This window comes from Pseudomonas sp. GL-R-19 (assembly GCF_019956375.1).
Taxonomy (GTDB): Bacteria; Pseudomonadota; Gammaproteobacteria; order Pseudomonadales; family Pseudomonadaceae; genus Aquipseudomonas.
The window spans coordinates 75,928-93,448 of record NZ_JAHBDJ010000010.1; the positions used below are offsets into that span (position 1 = coordinate 75,928).

Below are 17,521 nucleotides of genomic sequence, written 5' to 3' on the forward strand. Positions count from 1 at the left end.
GGGGGCGTTAGTTTGACAACCGGGTCGAATTCATCGACCTCGCAACTGTTGATTGATAGAGGTGAATGCAACATGAACGATGACGATATCAAAGGGCGCAATTTGATTTTACGCGGCAAATTTCCCTCAGACTGGAGGAGCTCCTGGACGCATGATAACGTGGGAAACGCAGTGATACAGAATGATGATATTGTAGGTAACTACTTGGCAATGAATAACCTTGCAAAGGTGGAACAGAAAATAGATACGGTCACTTTTTCTGAATCCCAGATGACGGGAGTGGCGTATCGGATTGCCTTTATGTATGAAAACTATCAAGACGGCGAGAATTCAAAAGTCGTAGTGATAACCAGCAAGGGAAAAGAATTCCCCATTGATTTGAGTGGCAAGACTGCTAGTCAGCCGCTTGCCGATTGGAACCGCTATGACCTGAATGAGCTGGATGTTTTTGAGGCGGAGGATACCGATTTTACTGTGCAGTTGCATGGTTCTAGCAAAACCGGTGGGGCCGCACTGCGTATGGTAAATGTTGAAGTGGATGTGAAACTAATCCCCCTTGCACTAAAAACTATCCAACTCGACGATAGGGTTTACGAACCGCAGAGCAGGCGTGTTTTATCGTCGAGTTGAATGACCGTCAACAACGCCCCCTAGATCGATCCTGCTTTTTTTCTACTCAGGTAGTGTGTGACCAGAGCAGGGCCCAACTGTTCAGGTCGGGCATCCACCACCTGCACTCCATGAGCACTCAACCGCTCATGGAGTTCTGCCCGTGCATTCAGGTAATCAACCGTGCCGCAATAGGCCAGTGCCTCCTGCAAGGTTTGCACCGGTGTATGGCGCAGACTGTCGAGCACGTCTTCCCTCAGGCTGGCGACTATCACCCGGTGCGCCTTGCCCATGCGATTGACGGCGGTCAGCAAATCTTCATCGTCCTCAACGCGCAAGTTGGTCACCAAGACCACCAGCGCCCGGCGCTGCTGCCGAGCCAGTAACAGGCTGGCAGCGGCCTGATAATCAACACTGTGGTGAGTGCTTTCCAGGTCATAGACCGTGTTGAGCAGTGTGTTGAGATGGCTGGTGCCTTTTACCGGTGCAAGGTAGCGCGGCTGTTCGCTGGCAATTGTACTCAGCCCCACCGCATCGCCCTGCCGTAACGCCACGTAGCTCAGCAACAGACAGGCATTGAGCGCGTGATCGAAGTGCGACAGCTCATCATCCTGGCTGCGCATATGCCGGCCGCAGTCGAGCATGAAGATAATCTGCTGGTCGCGCTCATCCTGATACTCCCGTGCGATCGGTGTACGTTGGCGGGCGGTGGCTTTCCAGTCGATCTGGCGCAGGCTGTCGCCTTCGCGAAACTCCCTGAGCTGGTGAAACTCCAAGCCCAGGCCGCGTCGTTGTCGCTGGCGCACGCCGAGCTGGCTGAGCCAGTTGTCCACCGCCAGCAGTTGGCCGCCGTAGAGGCGCGCGAAGTCGGGGTAGACGCGGGTGTGGTCGGTCACGCTGAGTAGACGTTTGCCGGACCAAAGGCCCAATGGACTCGGCAGGTTGACTTCGCAATGTTCGAAGGTGAAGTGGCCGCGCTTGAGTGGGCGCAGGCGATAGCCAGCCTCGCTGTGCTGGCCGGGCTGAAGTTCGACCGAAAGGGGAAGGTTTTCGAAGCTCAGGCCGTTGGGCACATGGTCGAAGATCTGTATGTTCAGTGGTTGGGGGAAGTCATGCACGACTTCCAGTCGCACTTCACTCTAGCGACCCAGCGCCAGGCTGCCACGCATTTGTCGTCGTATGCGGGGGGAGGGCAGGCGTTGGAGGCCGATGGCGTCGAGTATTGCCAGGGCCAGCAGCGCCAGCAGCAATCCCCAGTTGATCGACAACAGGCTCGAAGGAACGGTGACGTCCAGCGCCCGCAATGCACCGAGCACGATGCCGATAACCAGCAGCAGTGCCAGCCAGATCAACAGCAGGCGCGAGGGTTTCATGGGGTAACACCGTGCAGCCAGATCAAAAGATCGCAGCCTTCGGCAGCTCCTACAGGTGCACAGCGGGCCACGACGTTCAAACCCGTGGCGCCGGCACTTGGTCGAGCAGTTGCCGCAGCACCTGATCGACTTCCAGCCCTTCTATATCCAGCTCCGGCGCGATGCGTACGCGATGGCGCAGCACCGCCAGGGCGCAGCCCTTTATGTCATCCGGAATCACGAACTCGCCGCCGCGCAACAAGGCGCGTGCCCTGGCACATCGCACCAGGGCAATGGAGGCCCGAGGCCCGGCACCGAGGGTCAGGCCGGGCCAGTTGCGGGTGGAGCGTGCCAGGCGCACGGCGTAATCGAGCACCTGATCGTCCAGCGGCAGGTCGCTGGCGATGCGTTGCAGGGCCAGTACATCCTTGGCCTGCAACAACGTGCGGATCGGTTGGACATCGAGCATGTCGGCCCGGGTCGAGCGGCTGACCTGACGGACCATGTTCAACTCCTGGTCGGCGTCGGGGTAATCCATACGTACCTTGAGCATGAAGCGGTCGAGTTCGGCTTCCGGTAGCGGATAGGTACCTTCCTGTTCGATCGGGTTTTGCGTGGCGAGCACCATGAACGGCTGCGCAATCGGCAATGGCCGGCCTTCGAGGGTGACTTGCCGCTCCTGCATGGCTTCGAGCAGCGCCGCCTGGGTTTTCGCCGGGGCACGGTTGATCTCGTCGGCGAGCAACAGGTTGGTAAACAACGGCCCTTTGCGCAGCTTGAATTGCTCGGTCTGCAAGTCATACACCGCATGCCCGGTGACGTCGCTCGGCATCAGGTCCGGGGTGAACTGGATGCGCGCGAACTCACCGCCGAAGCAGCGGGCGAGGGCGCGCACCAACAGGGTCTTGCCCAAACCCGGTACGCCTTCGAGCAGCACATGGCCGCCGGCGATCAGCGCCGTCAGGACGTCGTCGATCACACTGTCCTGGCCGATCAAGGCTTTTTGCAATTCATGGCGTACGGCCTGGGCCAGGTGGCTGGCACGCTGACGTTGTTGAGTGGCATGACTCGCTGCGTCGGGCTCGATCGGATGACTCATAGGGCGTTCCTCAAGGTTTGCAGGTGGGCGACCTGACGGCTGAATTCAACGCTGGAAAGCCGTTGCTTCGGTCGCGGGCTCATGGCCTGGCTGATGGCGCGTGTGGGTTGGCCGGTCAGGCGCGCGAGCACCAGCCATTGTTCGGCGACGGCGAGCTGTTCAAAACCGGGATGGCGACGCCGCACGCGCCGCAGGATGTCTTGCTGCAAGGCTTGCAGCAGGCCGGCCTGACCGTTGCGGCGCAACAGGAAGTCGGCACTGGCGCGCAGGTGCTCCTGCAGCTGACGGCGCGCTTTCGGCGCCGGTTCCAGCAATGGCCCCTGACGCACACCGAAGTGCCAGAAACCCAGGCCGATCAAAGCGAACAACGCGACCAGCGCCTGGGGAAAGTAACGCAGCAGCAAGGTCGGCAGGCTGTCGTGATCGGTGTTGAAGATCAGCGTCACGCGGGTGTCGGCGGTCAGGTACCAAAGCAGCCAGGCGTTGTCGTACCGGTCGATGGCCGGGGTTTTCCACAAGTCGGCATCGGTGACCACGATGATCGAGCCGAGGCCGTATTTGAGTTGCATCATGTGCGTGGCCCTGGCGCTGTTGGCCCAGGCCTGGGCGAGGTTTTTCGGGTCTTCGAGATGGAACGCGGTATCGAAACCGGCATAGGCCGGGGCGTCTTCGTTTTCCAGATAGAGCTTGGTCAGTTGCGGGTACGGATCGTCACCGACATCCGGCGGCGGGTCCTTGAGGTCTTTGCTCAGAGATTGGTGCAGTTGCACCCGATCGAGCAGCAGGTCATTGCTATGGCCGATTTTTTCATCCCACAGCGATTCGGCGACGAACAGAAGCCGCCCGCCGGCCCGGGTCCAGTTCAGCACCTGGTCGATCTGCCGTGGGGTCATGTTGTAGCGATCCCCGAGCAACAGCAGGCTGTGTTGATGCGGGTCGAGGCTGGGCAGGATGTCGAGGCCGTTGGCGTGGTCGACGCTCAGGCCTTGCTTGCGCAGGAACAGCTCCGCCGCCAGATATGGGTTGGCCCTGGCTTCGGGGGAGGGACCGTGGTCGATGTCGGTCTGGTAGGGGGTTGCCTTGAGGTACAGATAAAAGCCCAGCGTCGCCAGCAACACGGCGACCAACGCAGCGGCTATCGACCCCCAGCGCCGATTCAACGGACAACCTGCGAGCCGAACAGAATGCGCCAGCCGTTACACAGTTCCTGCTGCACCTGAGCGGGCGGCAGGCGATGACCGTAGGCCATGTTTTGCCAGTGCCCGGTCAGGTTTTTGCTGTAGGCCAGCAAGGCCGGTTGCTGTAATAGCTCGATACGCTGGAGCACCTGGCCTTCAGTGTCGGCGGACTTGAGCGCGATGTTGAAGTCGTGCAACAGGTGGCTGAGCAGGGCGCGATAAAGCAGACCAAGCGCTTCGCGTGGATGAGTCTGCCAAAGACTTTCGGCGTGGGCGGCGATGTCGGCGGGCAGGGATTCGGGCTTGAGGTCCATGCCGAATGCCTGCTGCGGTAACGGTCCCGTGGCTCTGTTGACGGGGATTGGTCGAAGGCTGACGAACGCCTGCAACCCGTCGCGATAGCGCCAGATCAACAGGCCGACGGCACCTATGACGATGCCCCACAGCACGATTTCAATCAGGGTCGCCAATGCCCCGAAGCGTTGCCCCTCGAACAGCTTCAACAGGGCCTTCAACCATTGCGGTGTCTTGCCATTATCCGCGGCTTCAGCACTCGATTGCTCTTCGCCAAAGCGGTAGCGCGTCACCGTTTCCCGGTTCTTGAAGGGCGGCTGTTCGAGGATCGACTTGATGCTGTCCCTGGAGGCCTGGCTGGTCAGGGGCTGGTCCAGCAGGCGCGGGCTGTCGGGTGAGATGGCCGGTTCGGCGGCCCACAGGTTGTGGGTGGTCGGCACCTGCAAAATCACGGCCATCAACAGGACAGCGCCTGCACTGGTGAGGCGCTGGCGCATTCGGCGGAACACCAGTTCGATATCCCAGGCCTCCAGCACGGTGCGCCGGTTCAGGTAAAGGCTGAAGCCGCAGGCGACATAGATCGGCTCCCAGACCACCAGCACCAGTGCATAAAAGCCGTTGGTCAGGTGTTCCAGCCAACGCCAGTCCTGGTTGGCCGCCGAGATCAGCGACTGCCAGCTCCAGTCGAGCGCGACCTGCTGTGGCAGGAGTAGATAGAACAGCACCATCAAGCCGATCCACAACGCGCCCTCCAGGTGCGCACCGATGATCGTCAGCCAGCGTGCGGCGCCGGCGTCTCGCTGCAACAGCACCTGTAGGCGCTGTTGCCGTTGCTGCCCGTGGAGTCCTTCGAGCTGCACCACCGGCATGACGAAGCTGCGGTGCAAACTCAGGCGTCTCCAGGTCAGGCTGGCCAGCAATTGCGGTTTGAGCAGGCGCGGCCATTGGTGCAGGGCCTGCTTGAGCGTGGGCGTTTCACCGAACATGGCTTTGGACAGGATGTACAAGGGCAAGCGTTCGAACGCCGGCTTCAGCCACCAGAAAATGAACACGGCGAGCGAGGGCGAATCCCGGAATCCCCAACTGAGCAGCACGAAAATGGGCAAGGTGACCATGGCCCAACTGGTCATTAACAGGCGTCGGTGGCGCTGGCTCAGGAGCACCCCGAGGTCCATGGCTTCCCAGGTCGAGCGCGGGCGAATCACCACCGTGGCGTCACTCAGGCGCATGGCGGCGACGTCCGGCGAACACGAGATAAACCACCACCAGCAGCCAGAGCGCGGCGCCGACCAGGTACTTGGTCTGGTGCGAAGGGCCGGTCATTGACGACCAATAGGCTTCGATAAAGGCCGCGATCAACAGAAACAGCATGACCCCGCAGATCAGCAGCACGCTCTTGCGCGCCGCCAATCGCAAGGCCTCGCCCCGTGGCAGGCGCCCCGGGGCGATCAACGCCCAGCCCAGCTTCAGGCCAGCGGCACCGGCCAGGGCGATGGCGCTGAGTTCGAAAGCGCCATGGCCGATCACGAATGACCAAAAGGTTTGCCCGTAGCCGACGTAGGTCAGGTGCCCGGCCACCGCCCCGATCATCAGGCCGTTGAAAATCAGGAAAAACACGCTGCCCAGGCCGAACAGCAAACCACTGGCGAAGGTCTGAAAGGCGATGCCGATGTTGTGCATGATGTAGTAGCCGAACATCGCCCAGTCCTCACTGGCGGCCCGCTCCGCCGTGCGCCCGAGGTGACCGGCAACGGGGTCGTACATGCTTTGCATCTCACTGACCTGTTCGGCGGGGATCAGGTTGTAGACCAGATCCGGGTACAGGTACACCAGCAGCGCGAAGCCGGCCAGGCTGGCAAAGAACATCAGGCTGGCGGCGAGGACGAAACGCCACTGTTCGCGCACCAGTCGCGGAAAGTCGGCCAGGATGAATGCCAGCATGTTGGGCCCCAGACCGCTGCGGTGTCGGTAAAGCTGTTGATGCCCGCGCAGCACTTGTTGCTGTAAGACTTCGATCAGAAAACTGCTGTAGCCACGCTCCCGTGCGAGTGCCAAGTGTTGGCAGAGGCGTCGGTAATCCTTTGGGAAACCGCTGGTGTCGGTGACTTTGCCGTCGCGTTCCAACTGCTCGAGCAGGTGGGAGAAGCGGTCCCATTCGGCCTTGTGCCGGCTTTCAAACAGGCTTTGCTTCATGTCGGCCCCAGCAAGCCGCGGGCGATGCCATTGAGCTCGGTCACCGCCTGTGCAGGCTGGACTTTTAATGGTTGGGCGAGGATCGCGGCCAGTTCATTGACCCGCGCCTGGGAGAGTTCGCCCTGGCGCTCGGTAAACCCGAGAATCGCCTGTTGCTCGGTGAGTGTCAGGGCAAAGGCCGGGCGGCGGGGCTGGGCTTCAGGGGGTTCGGGCCGGGTGTGCGATTGTTCGCGGTAGATCACCAGGGTCCCGGCGGCGATATCGCCGAGGCGCTTGAAGTGGGGATGTTGCAGGCAACTGATGGCCCCGAGGAAGTAACCGAAGGGCAACAGGTCAACAACGCGCAGCAGGTTGCGCAGCAGCGAAGCGGACCAGCCAACCGGGGTGCCATCGTCGTGCACCACCTGCAGTCCCATCCATTGCTTGCCTGGCGAGCGGCCGTGGTTCAGTACCTCGAACAGCACCATGTACCACCAATTCACTACGAACAGCAGGATCGAACCGAGCCCGGCGCCCAGTTTGCCGAGCATCGCCAGTGCTATGAACAGCACGCCCAGGACCAGGCCGCGCAAACCAAGATCGATGGAGAATGCCAGCGCGCGGACCATCAGCCCGGCTGGCCGCAGTGGCAGGTCGACGCCCTCCGGTGTTTCGACCTGGTACCGCGTATCCAGTGGCGGTGACAGCGGCGCGTTCCCTGGCAGTGCTGTGGTCTCGAGCATGGGCAACCTGACGATGTGGCCTGGATCGGGATTCTTTGTCCATCCGATGCTAGCAGCCTATACGGGGGAGACGACATAACTATGTAGTGCATGGCGAGTCGCGCAAGGTGCTTGAATGACAAGACTACTGGCCGGGGCGGGAGGTGAACGCCTAGACTTTGCCGATCTTCAGTTCAGGAATCGCCCGTGACCTCCATCTTCTGGTACGACTACGAAACCACTGGCATCAATCCCCGTTGCGACCGTCCGTTGCAAATGGCCGGCCTGCGCACCGACTTCGATCTCAATGAAATCGACGCGCCGGTCAATCTTTACTGCCAGCCCAGTGACGACATCCTGCCGCATCCTGCCGCCTGCACCATCACCGGAATCACCCCCGGGCAACTGCAGGCGCAAGGCTTGAGCGAAGCCGACTTCATGACCCGGGTGCATGCGCAACTGGCCGCGCCCGGTACCTGTGGCGCGGGGTATAACACCTTGCGTTTCGACGACGAGATGACCCGCTACAGCCTGTACCGAAACTTTTTCGACCCTTATGCGCGGGAATGGCAGGGCGGCAACAGCCGCTGGGACCTGATCGATGTGGTGCGCGCCGCCTATGCCTTGCGCCCCGATGGCCTGGTCTGGCCGACCGATGACGAGGGACGGGTCACGCTCAAGCTCGAACGCCTGACCGCTGCCAACGGCATCGACCATGGCAATGCCCACGAAGCGCTGTCGGACGTTCGCGCGACGATCGCCCTGGCGCGCCTGATACGGGAAAAACAGCCAAAACTGTACGACTGGCTGTTTCAACTGCGCAGCAAGCAAAAAGTCATGGACCAGATACGCCTGCTGCAACCGCTGGTGCATGTTTCCGGGCGTTTTTCGGCCGCGCGCAGCTATGTGGGTGTGGTGTTGCCGCTGGCCTGGCACCCGCGCAACAAGAACGCCCTGATTGTCTGTGACCTGCACCTCGATCCCCAGGGCTTGCTCGATCTGGATGCCGAAAGCTTGCGTCAGCGCTTGTATACCCGCCGTGACGAGCTGGCCGAAGGCGAGTTGCCGGTGCCGTTGAAGCTGATTCACATCAACAAGTGCCCGGTGGTGGCACCGTTGTCGGTACTTCGCCAGGAAGATCAGCAGCGTCTGGGGCTGGATATGGCGCTGTATCAGCAGCGAGTGTTGCAGCTCAATGACGCCAGGAAAGTTTGGCTGGATAAAATCCTGGCGATCTATGCTCGCGAAGATTTTTCCCAGAGCCAGGATCCGGAGCAACAGTTATATGATGGATTTATCGGTGATCGGGATCGGCGATTGTGCGAGCAAGTCAGAACCGTTGACCCGGTACAATTGGCACAACAGCAGTGGCCTTTCGATGACGAACGTTTGCCTGAATTGCTGTTTCGATATCGCGCACGTAACTTTTCCGACACGTTGAATTCCGAGGAGCAAGAACGCTGGCGAATATTCTGTCAGAAACGTTTGTCAGAACCCGAGTGGGGGGCGCCAAATACCCTTGAAAGTTTTGTAGAGGCCGCGGCCCAATTGAGCGTTAGTGCTACTCCGTTTCAGCAGGGGGTGCTCAGCGAGTGGCAGGATTATGTCCAGGGATTGCGTCAGCGTTTGCGTCTTTGAAATCGAACATGCCAGGGCTTAAAACACCGGGCATAAAAAACGCCAGCATTTGCTGGCGTTTTTTTTGTCACGGATCCGTCTGCGACAAGCTCTGAAGCTTAGCCCAGCAGGGTAGCCCAGCCTTCCACCACGTCACCGCCCCACTTGGCTTTCCACTCTTTCAGAGTCTTGTGGTTGCCACCTTTGGTTTCGATGACTTCACCGTTGTGCGGGTTTTTGTATTGTTTAACTTTGCGAGCACGCTTGGTGCCGGTAGTTTTCACTGCGCCGCCGCGTGGTGCCTTGGTTTTGGATTCTGGATCCAACAGCGCGATGATGTCGCGCAGGGATTTCGAGTATTCACCCATCAGGGTGCGCAGTTTGCCTTCGAATTCCAGCTCGGTTTGCAGTTTGTCGTCTTGGGACAGGTTCTTCAAACGGGCTTGCAGCTCTTTGATAGCTTCTTCGGTGGCGCGATATTCGTTGATCAAGGACATGTGGACTACCTTATGTTGTGCGCTGGATGGCAGGTGACAGTGCGGCAATAATAGTCACGGTGTTTCATCAAGTAAACATTTAAGCCAACTTTATTTAATTTAATTGCTGTGTCTTTGGCGCACGTCGGTAATGCATGTATTAGTGTGGTCCAGGTCTGCCGGATATACATAAATTAACATTTGACCGGTACCGCTAGAGCATTCGGGCGAACCGCCACGGGCGCTGTCCGTCCTGCCGCTCTGACCTTCGGGGAGGGCAAACGTCAACAATACTGCAGTTTTGCTGCGCAATCGCTAGAATGGCGGCCTTTGCGAAGTTCTGGAGTTCCCCCCTCATGCGCACCTTTCGTCTGGTGATTTCTTGCCCGGACCGTGTTGGCATCGTTGCCAAAGTCAGTAACTTTCTGGCATCACACAACGGCTGGATCACTGAAGCGAGCCATCACTCGGACAACCTCAGTGGCTGGTTCTTCATGCGTCACGAGATCCGTGCCGACTCCCTGCCATTTGGTATCGAAGCGTTTCGCGAAGCCTTTGCCCCGATCGCCGAAGAGTTCTCGATGGACTGGCGCATCACCGATACCGAACAAAAGAAACGCGTGGTCCTGATGGCCAGCCGCGAGTCGCACTGCCTGGCCGACTTGCTGCACCGCTGGCACAGCGATGAACTGGACTGCGAAATTTCCTGTGTGATTTCCAACCATGATGACTTGCGCAGCATGGTGGAGTGGCACGGCATTCCGTACTACCACGTCCCGGTCAATCCGCAGGACAAGCAGCCGGCCTTCTCCGAGGTTTCGCGCCTGGTCAAACAGCATGACGCCGAAGTGGTGGTGCTTGCCCGTTACATGCAAATCCTGCCGCCGCAGTTGTGCCGTGAATACGCGCACAAGGTCATCAACATTCACCACAGCTTCCTGCCGTCGTTCGTCGGTGCCAAACCGTATCACCAGGCCTCCCTGCGTGGCGTGAAGCTGATCGGCGCGACCTGCCACTATGTGACCGAAGAGCTGGATGCCGGCCCGATCATCGAGCAGGACGTGGTGCGCGTCAGCCACAGTGACAGCATCGAAGACATGGTGCGTTTCGGCCGCGATGTCGAGAAGATGGTGCTGGCCCGTGGCCTGCGTTATCACCTGGAAGACCGGGTGCTGGTACACGGCAACAAAACCGTCGTCTTCTGACAGACCTGCGGCACAGTTGAAATTCGAAGGGCCTGGGCGTTCAATCGCTTCAGGCCCTTCGCCGTTTCTGCACCGAGGACATGACCATGACCGATCCACTGGACAAAGCCACCTCCAAGGCTCCCGCCACGCTGGGCGAGGGTTGCCTGAGCCGCTACGACCCGGATGACATGGGGCCTGAAACGGGTACGGAGTTTCCTGATGCCGCGCAGTTGTGGGAGCAGTTGCAGCAAGAGCCCGAGGACAAACCCAGGCCTGTCTGAGTTTCATCAACGTTATCAGCACCGCCCGCGAGCAGGTTAACGAGCAACTGCAGTCCGCGACTCATGCCGCACGACCCACACGGTCGTTTTGCAGCGCCAGCCACTGGGCCTTGGTCATCGGAACACGTCCGTTGTCGAGCAGGCGCTCGAGGGTTTGTAGCCAGTATCGGCGCGAAAACTCATGGCGCATGTCCACCGGGTGCAGGCCCAGGCGAATCACCGGCGCCTGCTGCCAGCGTTGTTCACGGCGGTCGCTGACGAGCTTCGATACGCCTCGGCGCCAGACACTGCGCGCACTCCACACCAGCCCCGGCGCCTCGAACGCGGTGAAATCCGGCAGCCGGTACAAGTGCTGCGAGTCGCTGGTGTAACTCAACGGCAATTGGCGCAATGCCTGGCGGGTGCCTTGGCTCATCAGCCAGGCAGGGGCGACGAACCCCTCCAGCGGCCAGTCATGGCGGTGGAACATCTCGATGCCCGAACGCAAGCGGGCAAGGGCGGCTTCCTGCGACAAAGGGTAAAACTCGCCTTCGTGGGTGTAGACCCGACGCATGAACCAGTCTCGGGGATTGCTGGCCATCGGCCCGTCGTCGCAGTGGAAGTAGCCATGCAGCGCCAGTTCGTCGCCCCGGGCGAGCCTGGTACTGAGCTGGTGGCGAAATTGCGGATGGGCGTCAAGGTTGTTGTGTTTGTGGAAGTCCGGCACCACCAGCCAGGTGATCGGCACGCCATCCAAAGCGTCGACGGCTTTGACGAACGGCTGGTAATCGGCCCAGGTTAGCGGTGCCACGTCGTGCAGTACCAGCAGTAAGGCGGGACTGTTCATGGACTCAACCATTGGCTGTCAGCGGCCATTGGCTGCCGAGCACGGCGTGGTAGTGGCGCAACAAGCTGCTGACCACGGTGTCCCAGGCGTAATGCCGTTCGACATGCAACCGCGCGTGTTTGCCCAGCGTTGTGTTGCCCGACCCGAACAATTCTCGAACGGCGGTGGCCATCGCGGCGGGATTGTTCGGCGCGCAGAGCCGGCCGCAGTCCTCGCTGACGATTTCCTCGAAGGCCCCGGCCGCCACGGCCACCACCGGAATACCGCTGGCCATGGCCTCCAGAATGACCAGGCCGAAGGTTTCCTGATCGCCGGCGTGCAACAGTGCATCGGCGCTGGCCATCAGGCGGGCCACCTGCGCCGCCGGGCAGAACTCGTCGATCACCGTCACGTTGGACGGCACGGCCGTGGGCATTGACGAACCAACCAGCAGCAGGTGATAGCGCCGGCCCAGGCGTTTCATGCAGTCGAGCAGCACCGGCAGGTTTTTTTCCTTGGATCCGCGCCCGGCGAAGATCAGCAGGCGGGTGTTTTCGTCCAGGCCCAACTCGGCTCGCAGCCCGGGGTCTCTGGCATCGGGATTGAAGGTCTGCAGGTCGACGCCGAGCGGTTGCACAAACACATTCTTGACTCCAAGCCCGGTGAGCTTGTCGGCCATGACCTGACTGGGCGCCAGTACGCGGTCAAAGTTGCCGTAGAGCTTGCTGACATAGGCCTCGACGTTGTTGGTCACCCAATGGCCCATGCGATTGCTGACCAGCAGGGGCAGGTCCGAGTGATAAAAGCCGATGACCGGCACATCGAGTTGGCGCCGCGCATCCAGCGCCGCCCAGGCCGTGAGATAAGGATCGCCGACTTCGATCAGGTCAGGCTGCAAATCCTGCAAGACATTGCGCCACGGCGCGAGGCGCAGAGGGAAGCGATAGCCCTTGCCGAAGGGCAGGGCAGGGGCCGGAACGGTGTAAATACCATCCTGTTCGCTAAAAGAAGATCCGGGAATCAGCAAACTGTGGCGAATGCCCGGTTTGATGCCCAAACGACGGTGCTTCGCATCCAGATAAGTGCGTACGCCACCGCTGGCAGGGGCGTAGAACATGGTGATGTCAGCGATATGCACGATGAACGGTCCTCCAGTCCCGGTACTCCCTTGGTTGACCTATATGAAGGATAGATGTTCGGTTGGGGTTGTGCGGGTGGAGGTAGAGAGGGTTGAGACGAGGCGTTCGCTGCGGTGCGGCGATCCGACAAGCCAGCTCCTACAGACTTCACGCTAAACCCTGTAGGAGCTGGTTTGCCAGCGAAGAGGCCGGTCCAGGCACTAGATACGGAAACTGCCTACCAGCTGCTTCAACCGCGCCGCCTGCTGCTCAAGGTCCGAGCACGCGCGCAATGTCGATTGCAGGTTTTCCACGCCTTCCTGATTCAGCGTGTTGATCTCGGTGATGTCGACGTTGATCGACTCCACCACGGCGGTCTGTTCTTCGGTTGCGGTGGCCACCGACTGGTTCATGCCGTCGATTTCACCGATACGCAGCGTCACGCTGTTCAGGCGTTCGCCCGCGAGGTTGGCGATCTCCACGCTGTCCTGGCTATGGCGTTGACTGTCGCTCATGGTGCTGACCGATTCCCGGGCGCCGACCTGCAGCTCCTCGATCATGGTTTGCACCTGTTGCGCCGATTCCTGGGTGCGATGTGCCAGGTTGCGCACCTCGTCCGCCACCACGGCAAAACCACGACCGGCTTCACCGGCACGGGCGGCTTCAATCGCGGCGTTGAGCGCCAGCAAGTTGGTCTGTTGGGAAATGCTGGTGATCACTTCGAGAATCTGCCCGATGTTCACCGTTTTGCTGTTCAGCGACTCGATGTTGGAACTCGATGCGCTGAGCATGCTCGACAGTTGATTCATCGCCACGATGCTGCGGTCCACCACGTGTTGACCATCCTCGGCCAGGCTGCGGGCATCGCTGGCCTGGCTCGACGCCTGGGCGGCGTTGCGGGCAATTTCCTGGGCGGCGGCGCCTAGCTGGTTGATGGCGGCTGCGACGCTGCTGGTGCGCGAGGCTTGCTGGTCGGAGTTGAACATCGACGAGTTGGAAGCCGCGACCACGCGCAACGCCACTTCGTTGACTTGCCCGGTGGCCGAGGACACTTCGCGGATCGAGCCGTGAATGCGCTCGACGAAGCGGTTGAACGCAGTGCCGAGGGTGCCGAATTCGTCATTGTTCTGGATGGTCAGGCGTTTGGTCAGGTCGCCTTCGCCGTCGGCGATATCAGCCATGGCACGGGTCATGACGTGCAATGGCTGGATCAGGATGCGAATCAGCATGCCGAGCAGGGCGATGATGATGGCCACGGCAATCACGGTCGCAACGACCGCCGAGGTGCGGAACTCGCTGAGCATCGAGAAGGCCTTTTCCTTGTCGACCGACAGACCGATGTACCAATTGACCGACGACAAGCCTTTGATCGGGGTGAAGGTCACGATGCGGGTTTTGCCGTCGACCTGGATCTCGCTCATTGCGCTGCTGATGGCCGGCGTGTCTTGCGGGTAGACATCCTTGAGCGTCTTCATCGCCAGCGCTTTGTCGGGATGTACCAGGATCTTGCCGTCGGAACTGACCAGGAAGGCATAACCCATGCCGTCGAAGTCCAGCGTGCCAAGGCTGTCGGCGATCACCTGCAAGCTCAGGTCGCCACCGACCACGCCGATGTTCTGGCCGTCCTTGATAACGCTGTCGACAATGGAAATCACCAGTTGTCCGGAGGCCAGATCAATATAAGGCTCGGTCAATGCCGAACCGCTGCTGGCTTGCGCGCTCTTGTACCAAGGGCGTGCACGCGGGTCATAGCCATCGGGCATCTTGCTGTCCGGGCGAATGATGAAAGAGCCATCCTTGTTGCCGAGGTAGGCGCCCATGAAGGTCGAGGTCACGGCTTTTTGTACAAGCAGCCTGGAAACGTTGTCGGCATCGGGATTGAGCGCGACAGTTTGTGACAGGTTTTCAATCAGCAGGCTGCGCCCGTTCAACCAGGTCTGGATATTGTTGGCGGTCACTGCGCCCATTTCCTGCAGATAGTTATCAAGGTCTTCGCGGATGGCGTTGCGCTGCAAATAGTCGTTGTACAGCGTGAATGAGGCGAAGGCGGCAATAACAATAAGGGCGGCGGCAAGCAGGATTTTATGGCTGAAACGCAGATTTTTGTTCATGGCTTGGGGTTCCGCTAAGGTCTTAATGCCCAGTGCGTGCTTTTATAAAGGGGCGCACGACGGGCAAGGTTGAAAGCAAGTGAATTTTCCGACTCTCCTTAGGGAAATTTCCGACCAGATCGTGTCTGACTGCTTTGTCGTTATCTCTATCGGCCGTGTAGGACCAAAGATTAATCATGGGTGACCAAATGCCTGACTCTCTGCAACTCGTTATCGGTGCCGATCTCAACGGGCAGCCGATTGCCCAGGCTATGCGTCTGGCGAACCGCCACGGTTTGATCGCAGGCGCGACCGGCACCGGCAAGACCGTCACTTTGCAACGATTGGCCGAAGCCTTCAGCGATGCTGGTGTGGCGGTGTTCGCCGCCGACATCAAGGGTGACCTGTGTGGCCTAGGTGCCGCTGGCAACCCCCAGGGCAAGATCGCCGAGCGGATTGCCGGGATGCCCTGGCTCACCTACAAGCCTCAGGCTTATCCGGTGACGTTGTGGGACGTACACGGTCAGTCCGGTCATCCTTTGCGCACAACCTTGAGTGAAATGGGGCCGCTGCTGCTGGGCAGCCTGCTGGAACTGACCGACAGTCAGCAGTCGGCGCTGTACGCCGCGTTCAAGGTGGCGGATCGCGAAGGCCTGTTGTTGCTCGATCTAAAGGACCTGAAAGCATTGCTCAATCACCTGCGGGACAACCCCCAGTTGCTGGGCGACGATGCGGCATTGATGACCACCGGTTCCAGCCAGGCATTGCTGCGGCGTCTGGCGACCCTGGAGCAACAGGGTGCCGAAGCCCTGTTCGGCGAGCCTGCGCTGCAACTCGAAGACATCCTCCAGCCCACTGCGGACGGTCGTGGGCGCATTCATTTGCTGGATGCCAGCCGTCTGGTGCATGAAGCACCGAAGGTCTACGCGACGTTCCTGCTGTGGCTGCTGGCCGAACTGTTCGAGCAGTTGCCGGAGCGTGGCGATGCCGACAAACCGTTGCTGGCGCTGTTCTTCGACGAGGCCCACTTGTTGTTCAACGGTACGCCCCAGGCGTTGCGCGATCGTCTGGAGCAGGTGGTGCGGCTGATTCGTTCGAAAGGCGTTGGCGTGTATTTCGTCACCCAGTCGCCGGGTGACCTGCCGGATGATGTGCTCGCGCAGTTGGGCTTGCGCATCCAGCATGGTCTGCGTGCGTTTACGGCCAAGGAGCAGAAGTCCCTGCGCGCGGTGGCCGAAGGTTTCCGGCCGAATCCGGTGTTCGATGCGTTGTCGGTGTTGACCGAGCTCGGGATCGGCGAGGCGCTGGTCGGCACCTTGCAGGAAAAAGGCACGCCGGAAGTGGTCCAGCGGGTGCTGGTGGCGCCGCCGCAATCGCGGATCGGGCCTTTGACCGACGCCGAGCGCACGATATTGATCGCAGGCTCACCGTTCAAAGGGCGTTATGACCAACCGATCGATCGCGAATCAGCCTATGAGGTGCTGATGGGGCGCAAAGGCCTGGCGCCCGAAGCCGAAGCGGAGCAGGGCAAACAGGAACCGAGTTTCACCGAACAGGCGGGAGAGTTCCTTGGTACAGCGGCAGGGAAGGCGCTGAAATCGGCGATGCAACAGGCGGCGAACCAGATTGGCCGACAGTTGGTGCGCGGCTTGATGGGGTCGTTGCTAGGTAGCAAAAAACGCCGGTAGCTTGAGTGAACACGATCTAACTGTGGGAGCGAGCCTGCTCGCGAATCGGTGTGTCAGGCAACATCATTGTTGAATGTTATGCCGCCTTCGCGAGCAGGCTCGCTCCCACAGGGGGTGCCTATGAGGATTTGGTTTTGGCGTGCGCCGCCAGTCGCTCCAGCGCGGCCCGCAAATTCGGGTCGCTGATGCCAACGGCCGTGGCCTGGATGGTCGCTGCCGCGTCGTTGGACAAATCCATGGTATGCCCGGCCGCACCTTGCTGAACGGTCGGCGGTTGAACTTTGAACAGGATCCGGGTCAGATTGGCAAACTCGTCGAACAGTTGCAGTTGTCGTTGCAGGCGCTTTTGCTGGTAGCGCAGGCGGGTTGCCCAATGACCGTCGGTGACAATCAGCAACAAACTGCCTTCGCGCCAGGAGGCCACGTGGCAATGCTCGCGAGCGGCGGGTTGCAATTGGCTTTCGAGTAAACGCTGCAGATGACCCAAGCGTTGAGCGTGGCCGAGAATGGCTTTCAGCGGCTTGGCTTCGCGTAGTAGAACGGCAGGTACTTTGGCCGTAAGTGGGCGAAATGCCATGATCAGACACCTGAAGTAACAGAGGCGCCATGGTAGCAGAAAGCACCGGATGCACCCGCCCATTGCTTTTGTGGGTGCTTTGCCCATTAAATCAACAACTAACTTCTGCCTTGAACGGCTTGAAGTTGAGCAAAACGCCCTTATTTTAAGTGAGCCCCGTCAACGCGCTGTGCCAGCATCGTGGAATATCGCCACTTTCCTCTCCATCGTTTCCGGGTAGAATGCTCGTTCGCATGCGGCCATGAGGGCTGCACGG

15 protein-coding genes and 1 pseudogene are annotated in these 17,521 nt (G+C 60.1%); 5 read left to right on the plus strand and 11 right to left on the minus strand.

Annotated elements, in window-relative coordinates:
- Nucleotides 1–72 precede the first annotated feature (72 nt).
- Nucleotides 73–630, plus strand: coding sequence for a hypothetical protein (locus tag KGA83_RS06100; RefSeq protein ID WP_223529095.1), 558 nt, complete (start codon nt 73–75; stop codon nt 628–630).
- A gap of 20 nt (nt 631–650) precedes the next feature.
- On the opposite strand, the pseudogene KGA83_RS06105 reads toward KGA83_RS06100, so the two are convergent.
- From KGA83_RS06105 to KGA83_RS06130, 6 genes and pseudogenes are all read right to left on the minus strand, one after another.
- A pseudogene (locus tag KGA83_RS06105) lies at nt 651–1,982 on the minus strand (DUF58 domain-containing protein).
- Nucleotides 1,983–2,058: 76 nt separating this feature from the next.
- On the minus strand, nt 2,059–3,060 hold the full coding sequence (locus KGA83_RS06110) for an AAA family ATPase (RefSeq protein ID WP_223529098.1): 1,002 nt from the start codon (nt 3,058–3,060) through the stop codon (nt 2,059–2,061).
- The gene (locus KGA83_RS06115; protein ID WP_108215074.1) at nt 3,057–4,220 is read right to left on the minus strand and encodes a DUF4350 domain-containing protein; all 1,164 of its coding nucleotides are present in this window, start codon (nt 4,218–4,220) and stop codon (nt 3,057–3,059) included. Before KGA83_RS06115 ends, KGA83_RS06110 begins: the two co-directional genes overlap by 4 nt.
- A complete protein-coding gene (locus KGA83_RS06120; protein ID WP_108215075.1) occupies nt 4,217–5,761 on the minus strand; it encodes a DUF4129 domain-containing protein in 1,545 nt (514 codons plus the stop codon). The genes KGA83_RS06115 and KGA83_RS06120 overlap by 4 nt, the downstream gene beginning before the upstream one ends.
- Nucleotides 5,748–6,725: a stage II sporulation protein M gene (locus tag KGA83_RS06125; protein ID WP_223529101.1), complete on the minus strand. Its 978-nt coding sequence runs from the start codon at nt 6,723–6,725 to the stop codon at nt 5,748–5,750. Before KGA83_RS06125 ends, KGA83_RS06120 begins: the two co-directional genes overlap by 14 nt.
- Nucleotides 6,722–7,447 carry an RDD family protein gene (locus KGA83_RS06130; protein ID WP_108215077.1) on the minus strand — a complete coding sequence of 242 codons (726 nt, stop codon included), beginning with the start codon at nt 7,445–7,447 and terminating at the stop codon, nt 6,722–6,724. Before KGA83_RS06130 ends, KGA83_RS06125 begins: the two co-directional genes overlap by 4 nt.
- A 186-nt stretch (nt 7,448–7,633) precedes the next feature.
- On the opposite strand from KGA83_RS06130, the gene sbcB reads away from it, so the two are divergent.
- Complete coding sequence (sbcB, locus tag KGA83_RS06135) at nt 7,634–9,064, plus strand: exodeoxyribonuclease I (RefSeq protein ID WP_115947367.1); 1,431 nt, start codon at nt 7,634–7,636, stop codon at nt 9,062–9,064.
- 98 nt (nt 9,065–9,162) lie between these two features.
- Here sbcB and mvaT read toward each other — a convergent pair whose 3' ends face one another.
- A complete protein-coding gene (gene mvaT / locus KGA83_RS06140; RefSeq protein ID WP_007933316.1) occupies nt 9,163–9,540 on the minus strand; it encodes a histone-like nucleoid-structuring protein MvaT in 378 nt (125 codons plus the stop codon).
- A gap of 335 nt (nt 9,541–9,875) precedes the next feature.
- Here mvaT and purU point away from each other — a divergent pair, with 335 nt between their 5' ends.
- Nucleotides 9,876–10,724, plus strand: a complete 849-nt coding sequence (gene purU / locus KGA83_RS06145) for a formyltetrahydrofolate deformylase (protein WP_223529104.1) — start codon at nt 9,876–9,878, stop codon at nt 10,722–10,724.
- 86 nt (nt 10,725–10,810) lie between these two features.
- On the plus strand, nt 10,811–10,987 hold the full coding sequence (locus KGA83_RS06150; protein ID WP_178086775.1) for a hypothetical protein: 177 nt from the start codon (nt 10,811–10,813) through the stop codon (nt 10,985–10,987).
- 61 nt (nt 10,988–11,048) lie between these two features.
- Here the strand turns inward: KGA83_RS06150 and KGA83_RS06155 are convergent, their stop codons facing one another.
- The 3 genes from KGA83_RS06155 to KGA83_RS06165 all read right to left on the minus strand — a co-directional run bounded on the left by KGA83_RS06155 (nt 11,049) and on the right by KGA83_RS06165 (nt 15,021).
- Nucleotides 11,049–11,825, minus strand: a complete 777-nt coding sequence (locus tag KGA83_RS06155) for a DUF2334 domain-containing protein (RefSeq protein ID WP_108215080.1) — start codon at nt 11,823–11,825, stop codon at nt 11,049–11,051.
- Nucleotides 11,818–12,930 (minus strand): glycosyltransferase family 4 protein, encoded by a 1,113-nt coding sequence (locus KGA83_RS06160; RefSeq protein WP_108215081.1) that lies wholly within the window; start codon nt 12,928–12,930, stop codon nt 11,818–11,820. The genes KGA83_RS06155 and KGA83_RS06160 overlap by 8 nt, the downstream gene beginning before the upstream one ends.
- A gap of 201 nt (nt 12,931–13,131) precedes the next feature.
- Entirely contained in the window at nt 13,132–15,021 is a 1,890-nt protein-coding gene (locus tag KGA83_RS06165; protein ID WP_115947364.1) for a methyl-accepting chemotaxis protein, read from the minus strand.
- A gap of 188 nt (nt 15,022–15,209) precedes the next feature.
- On the opposite strand from KGA83_RS06165, the gene KGA83_RS06170 reads away from it, so the two are divergent.
- The gene (locus tag KGA83_RS06170; protein ID WP_223529113.1) at nt 15,210–16,688 is read left to right on the plus strand and encodes a helicase HerA-like domain-containing protein; all 1,479 of its coding nucleotides are present in this window, start codon (nt 15,210–15,212) and stop codon (nt 16,686–16,688) included.
- Nucleotides 16,689–16,806: 118 nt separating this feature from the next.
- Here KGA83_RS06170 and KGA83_RS06175 read toward each other — a convergent pair whose 3' ends face one another.
- On the minus strand, nt 16,807–17,265 hold the full coding sequence (locus KGA83_RS06175) for a DUF721 domain-containing protein (protein ID WP_223529116.1): 459 nt from the start codon (nt 17,263–17,265) through the stop codon (nt 16,807–16,809).
- Nucleotides 17,266–17,521: the final 256 nt, after the last annotated feature.

What these genes read in the sequence shown, in the direction of transcription:
- KGA83_RS06100 (WP_223529095.1), top strand. Translation starts at nt 73, where the DNA reads ATGAACGATGACGATATCAAAGGGCGCAATTTGATTTTACGCGGCAAA.
- KGA83_RS06110 (WP_223529098.1), bottom strand. Translation starts at nt 3,060, where the DNA reads ATGAGTCATCCGATCGAGCCCGACGCAGCGAGTCATGCCACTCAACAA.
- KGA83_RS06120 (WP_108215075.1), bottom strand. Translation starts at nt 5,761, where the DNA reads ATGCGCCTGAGTGACGCCACGGTGGTGATTCGCCCGCGCTCGACCTGG.
- KGA83_RS06125 (WP_223529101.1), bottom strand. Translation starts at nt 6,725, where the DNA reads ATGAAGCAAAGCCTGTTTGAAAGCCGGCACAAGGCCGAATGGGACCGC.
- KGA83_RS06130 (WP_108215077.1), bottom strand. Translation starts at nt 7,447, where the DNA reads ATGCTCGAGACCACAGCACTGCCAGGGAACGCGCCGCTGTCACCGCCA.
- mvaT (WP_007933316.1), bottom strand. Translation starts at nt 9,540, where the DNA reads ATGTCCTTGATCAACGAATATCGCGCCACCGAAGAAGCTATCAAAGAG.
- purU (WP_223529104.1), top strand. Translation starts at nt 9,876, where the DNA reads ATGCGCACCTTTCGTCTGGTGATTTCTTGCCCGGACCGTGTTGGCATC.
- KGA83_RS06150 (WP_178086775.1), top strand. Translation starts at nt 10,811, where the DNA reads ATGACCGATCCACTGGACAAAGCCACCTCCAAGGCTCCCGCCACGCTG.
- KGA83_RS06155 (WP_108215080.1), bottom strand. Translation starts at nt 11,825, where the DNA reads ATGGTTGAGTCCATGAACAGTCCCGCCTTACTGCTGGTACTGCACGAC.
- KGA83_RS06165 (WP_115947364.1), bottom strand. Translation starts at nt 15,021, where the DNA reads ATGAACAAAAATCTGCGTTTCAGCCATAAAATCCTGCTTGCCGCCGCC.
- KGA83_RS06170 (WP_223529113.1), top strand. Translation starts at nt 15,210, where the DNA reads ATGCCTGACTCTCTGCAACTCGTTATCGGTGCCGATCTCAACGGGCAG.
- KGA83_RS06175 (WP_223529116.1), bottom strand. Translation starts at nt 17,265, where the DNA reads ATGGCATTTCGCCCACTTACGGCCAAAGTACCTGCCGTTCTACTACGC.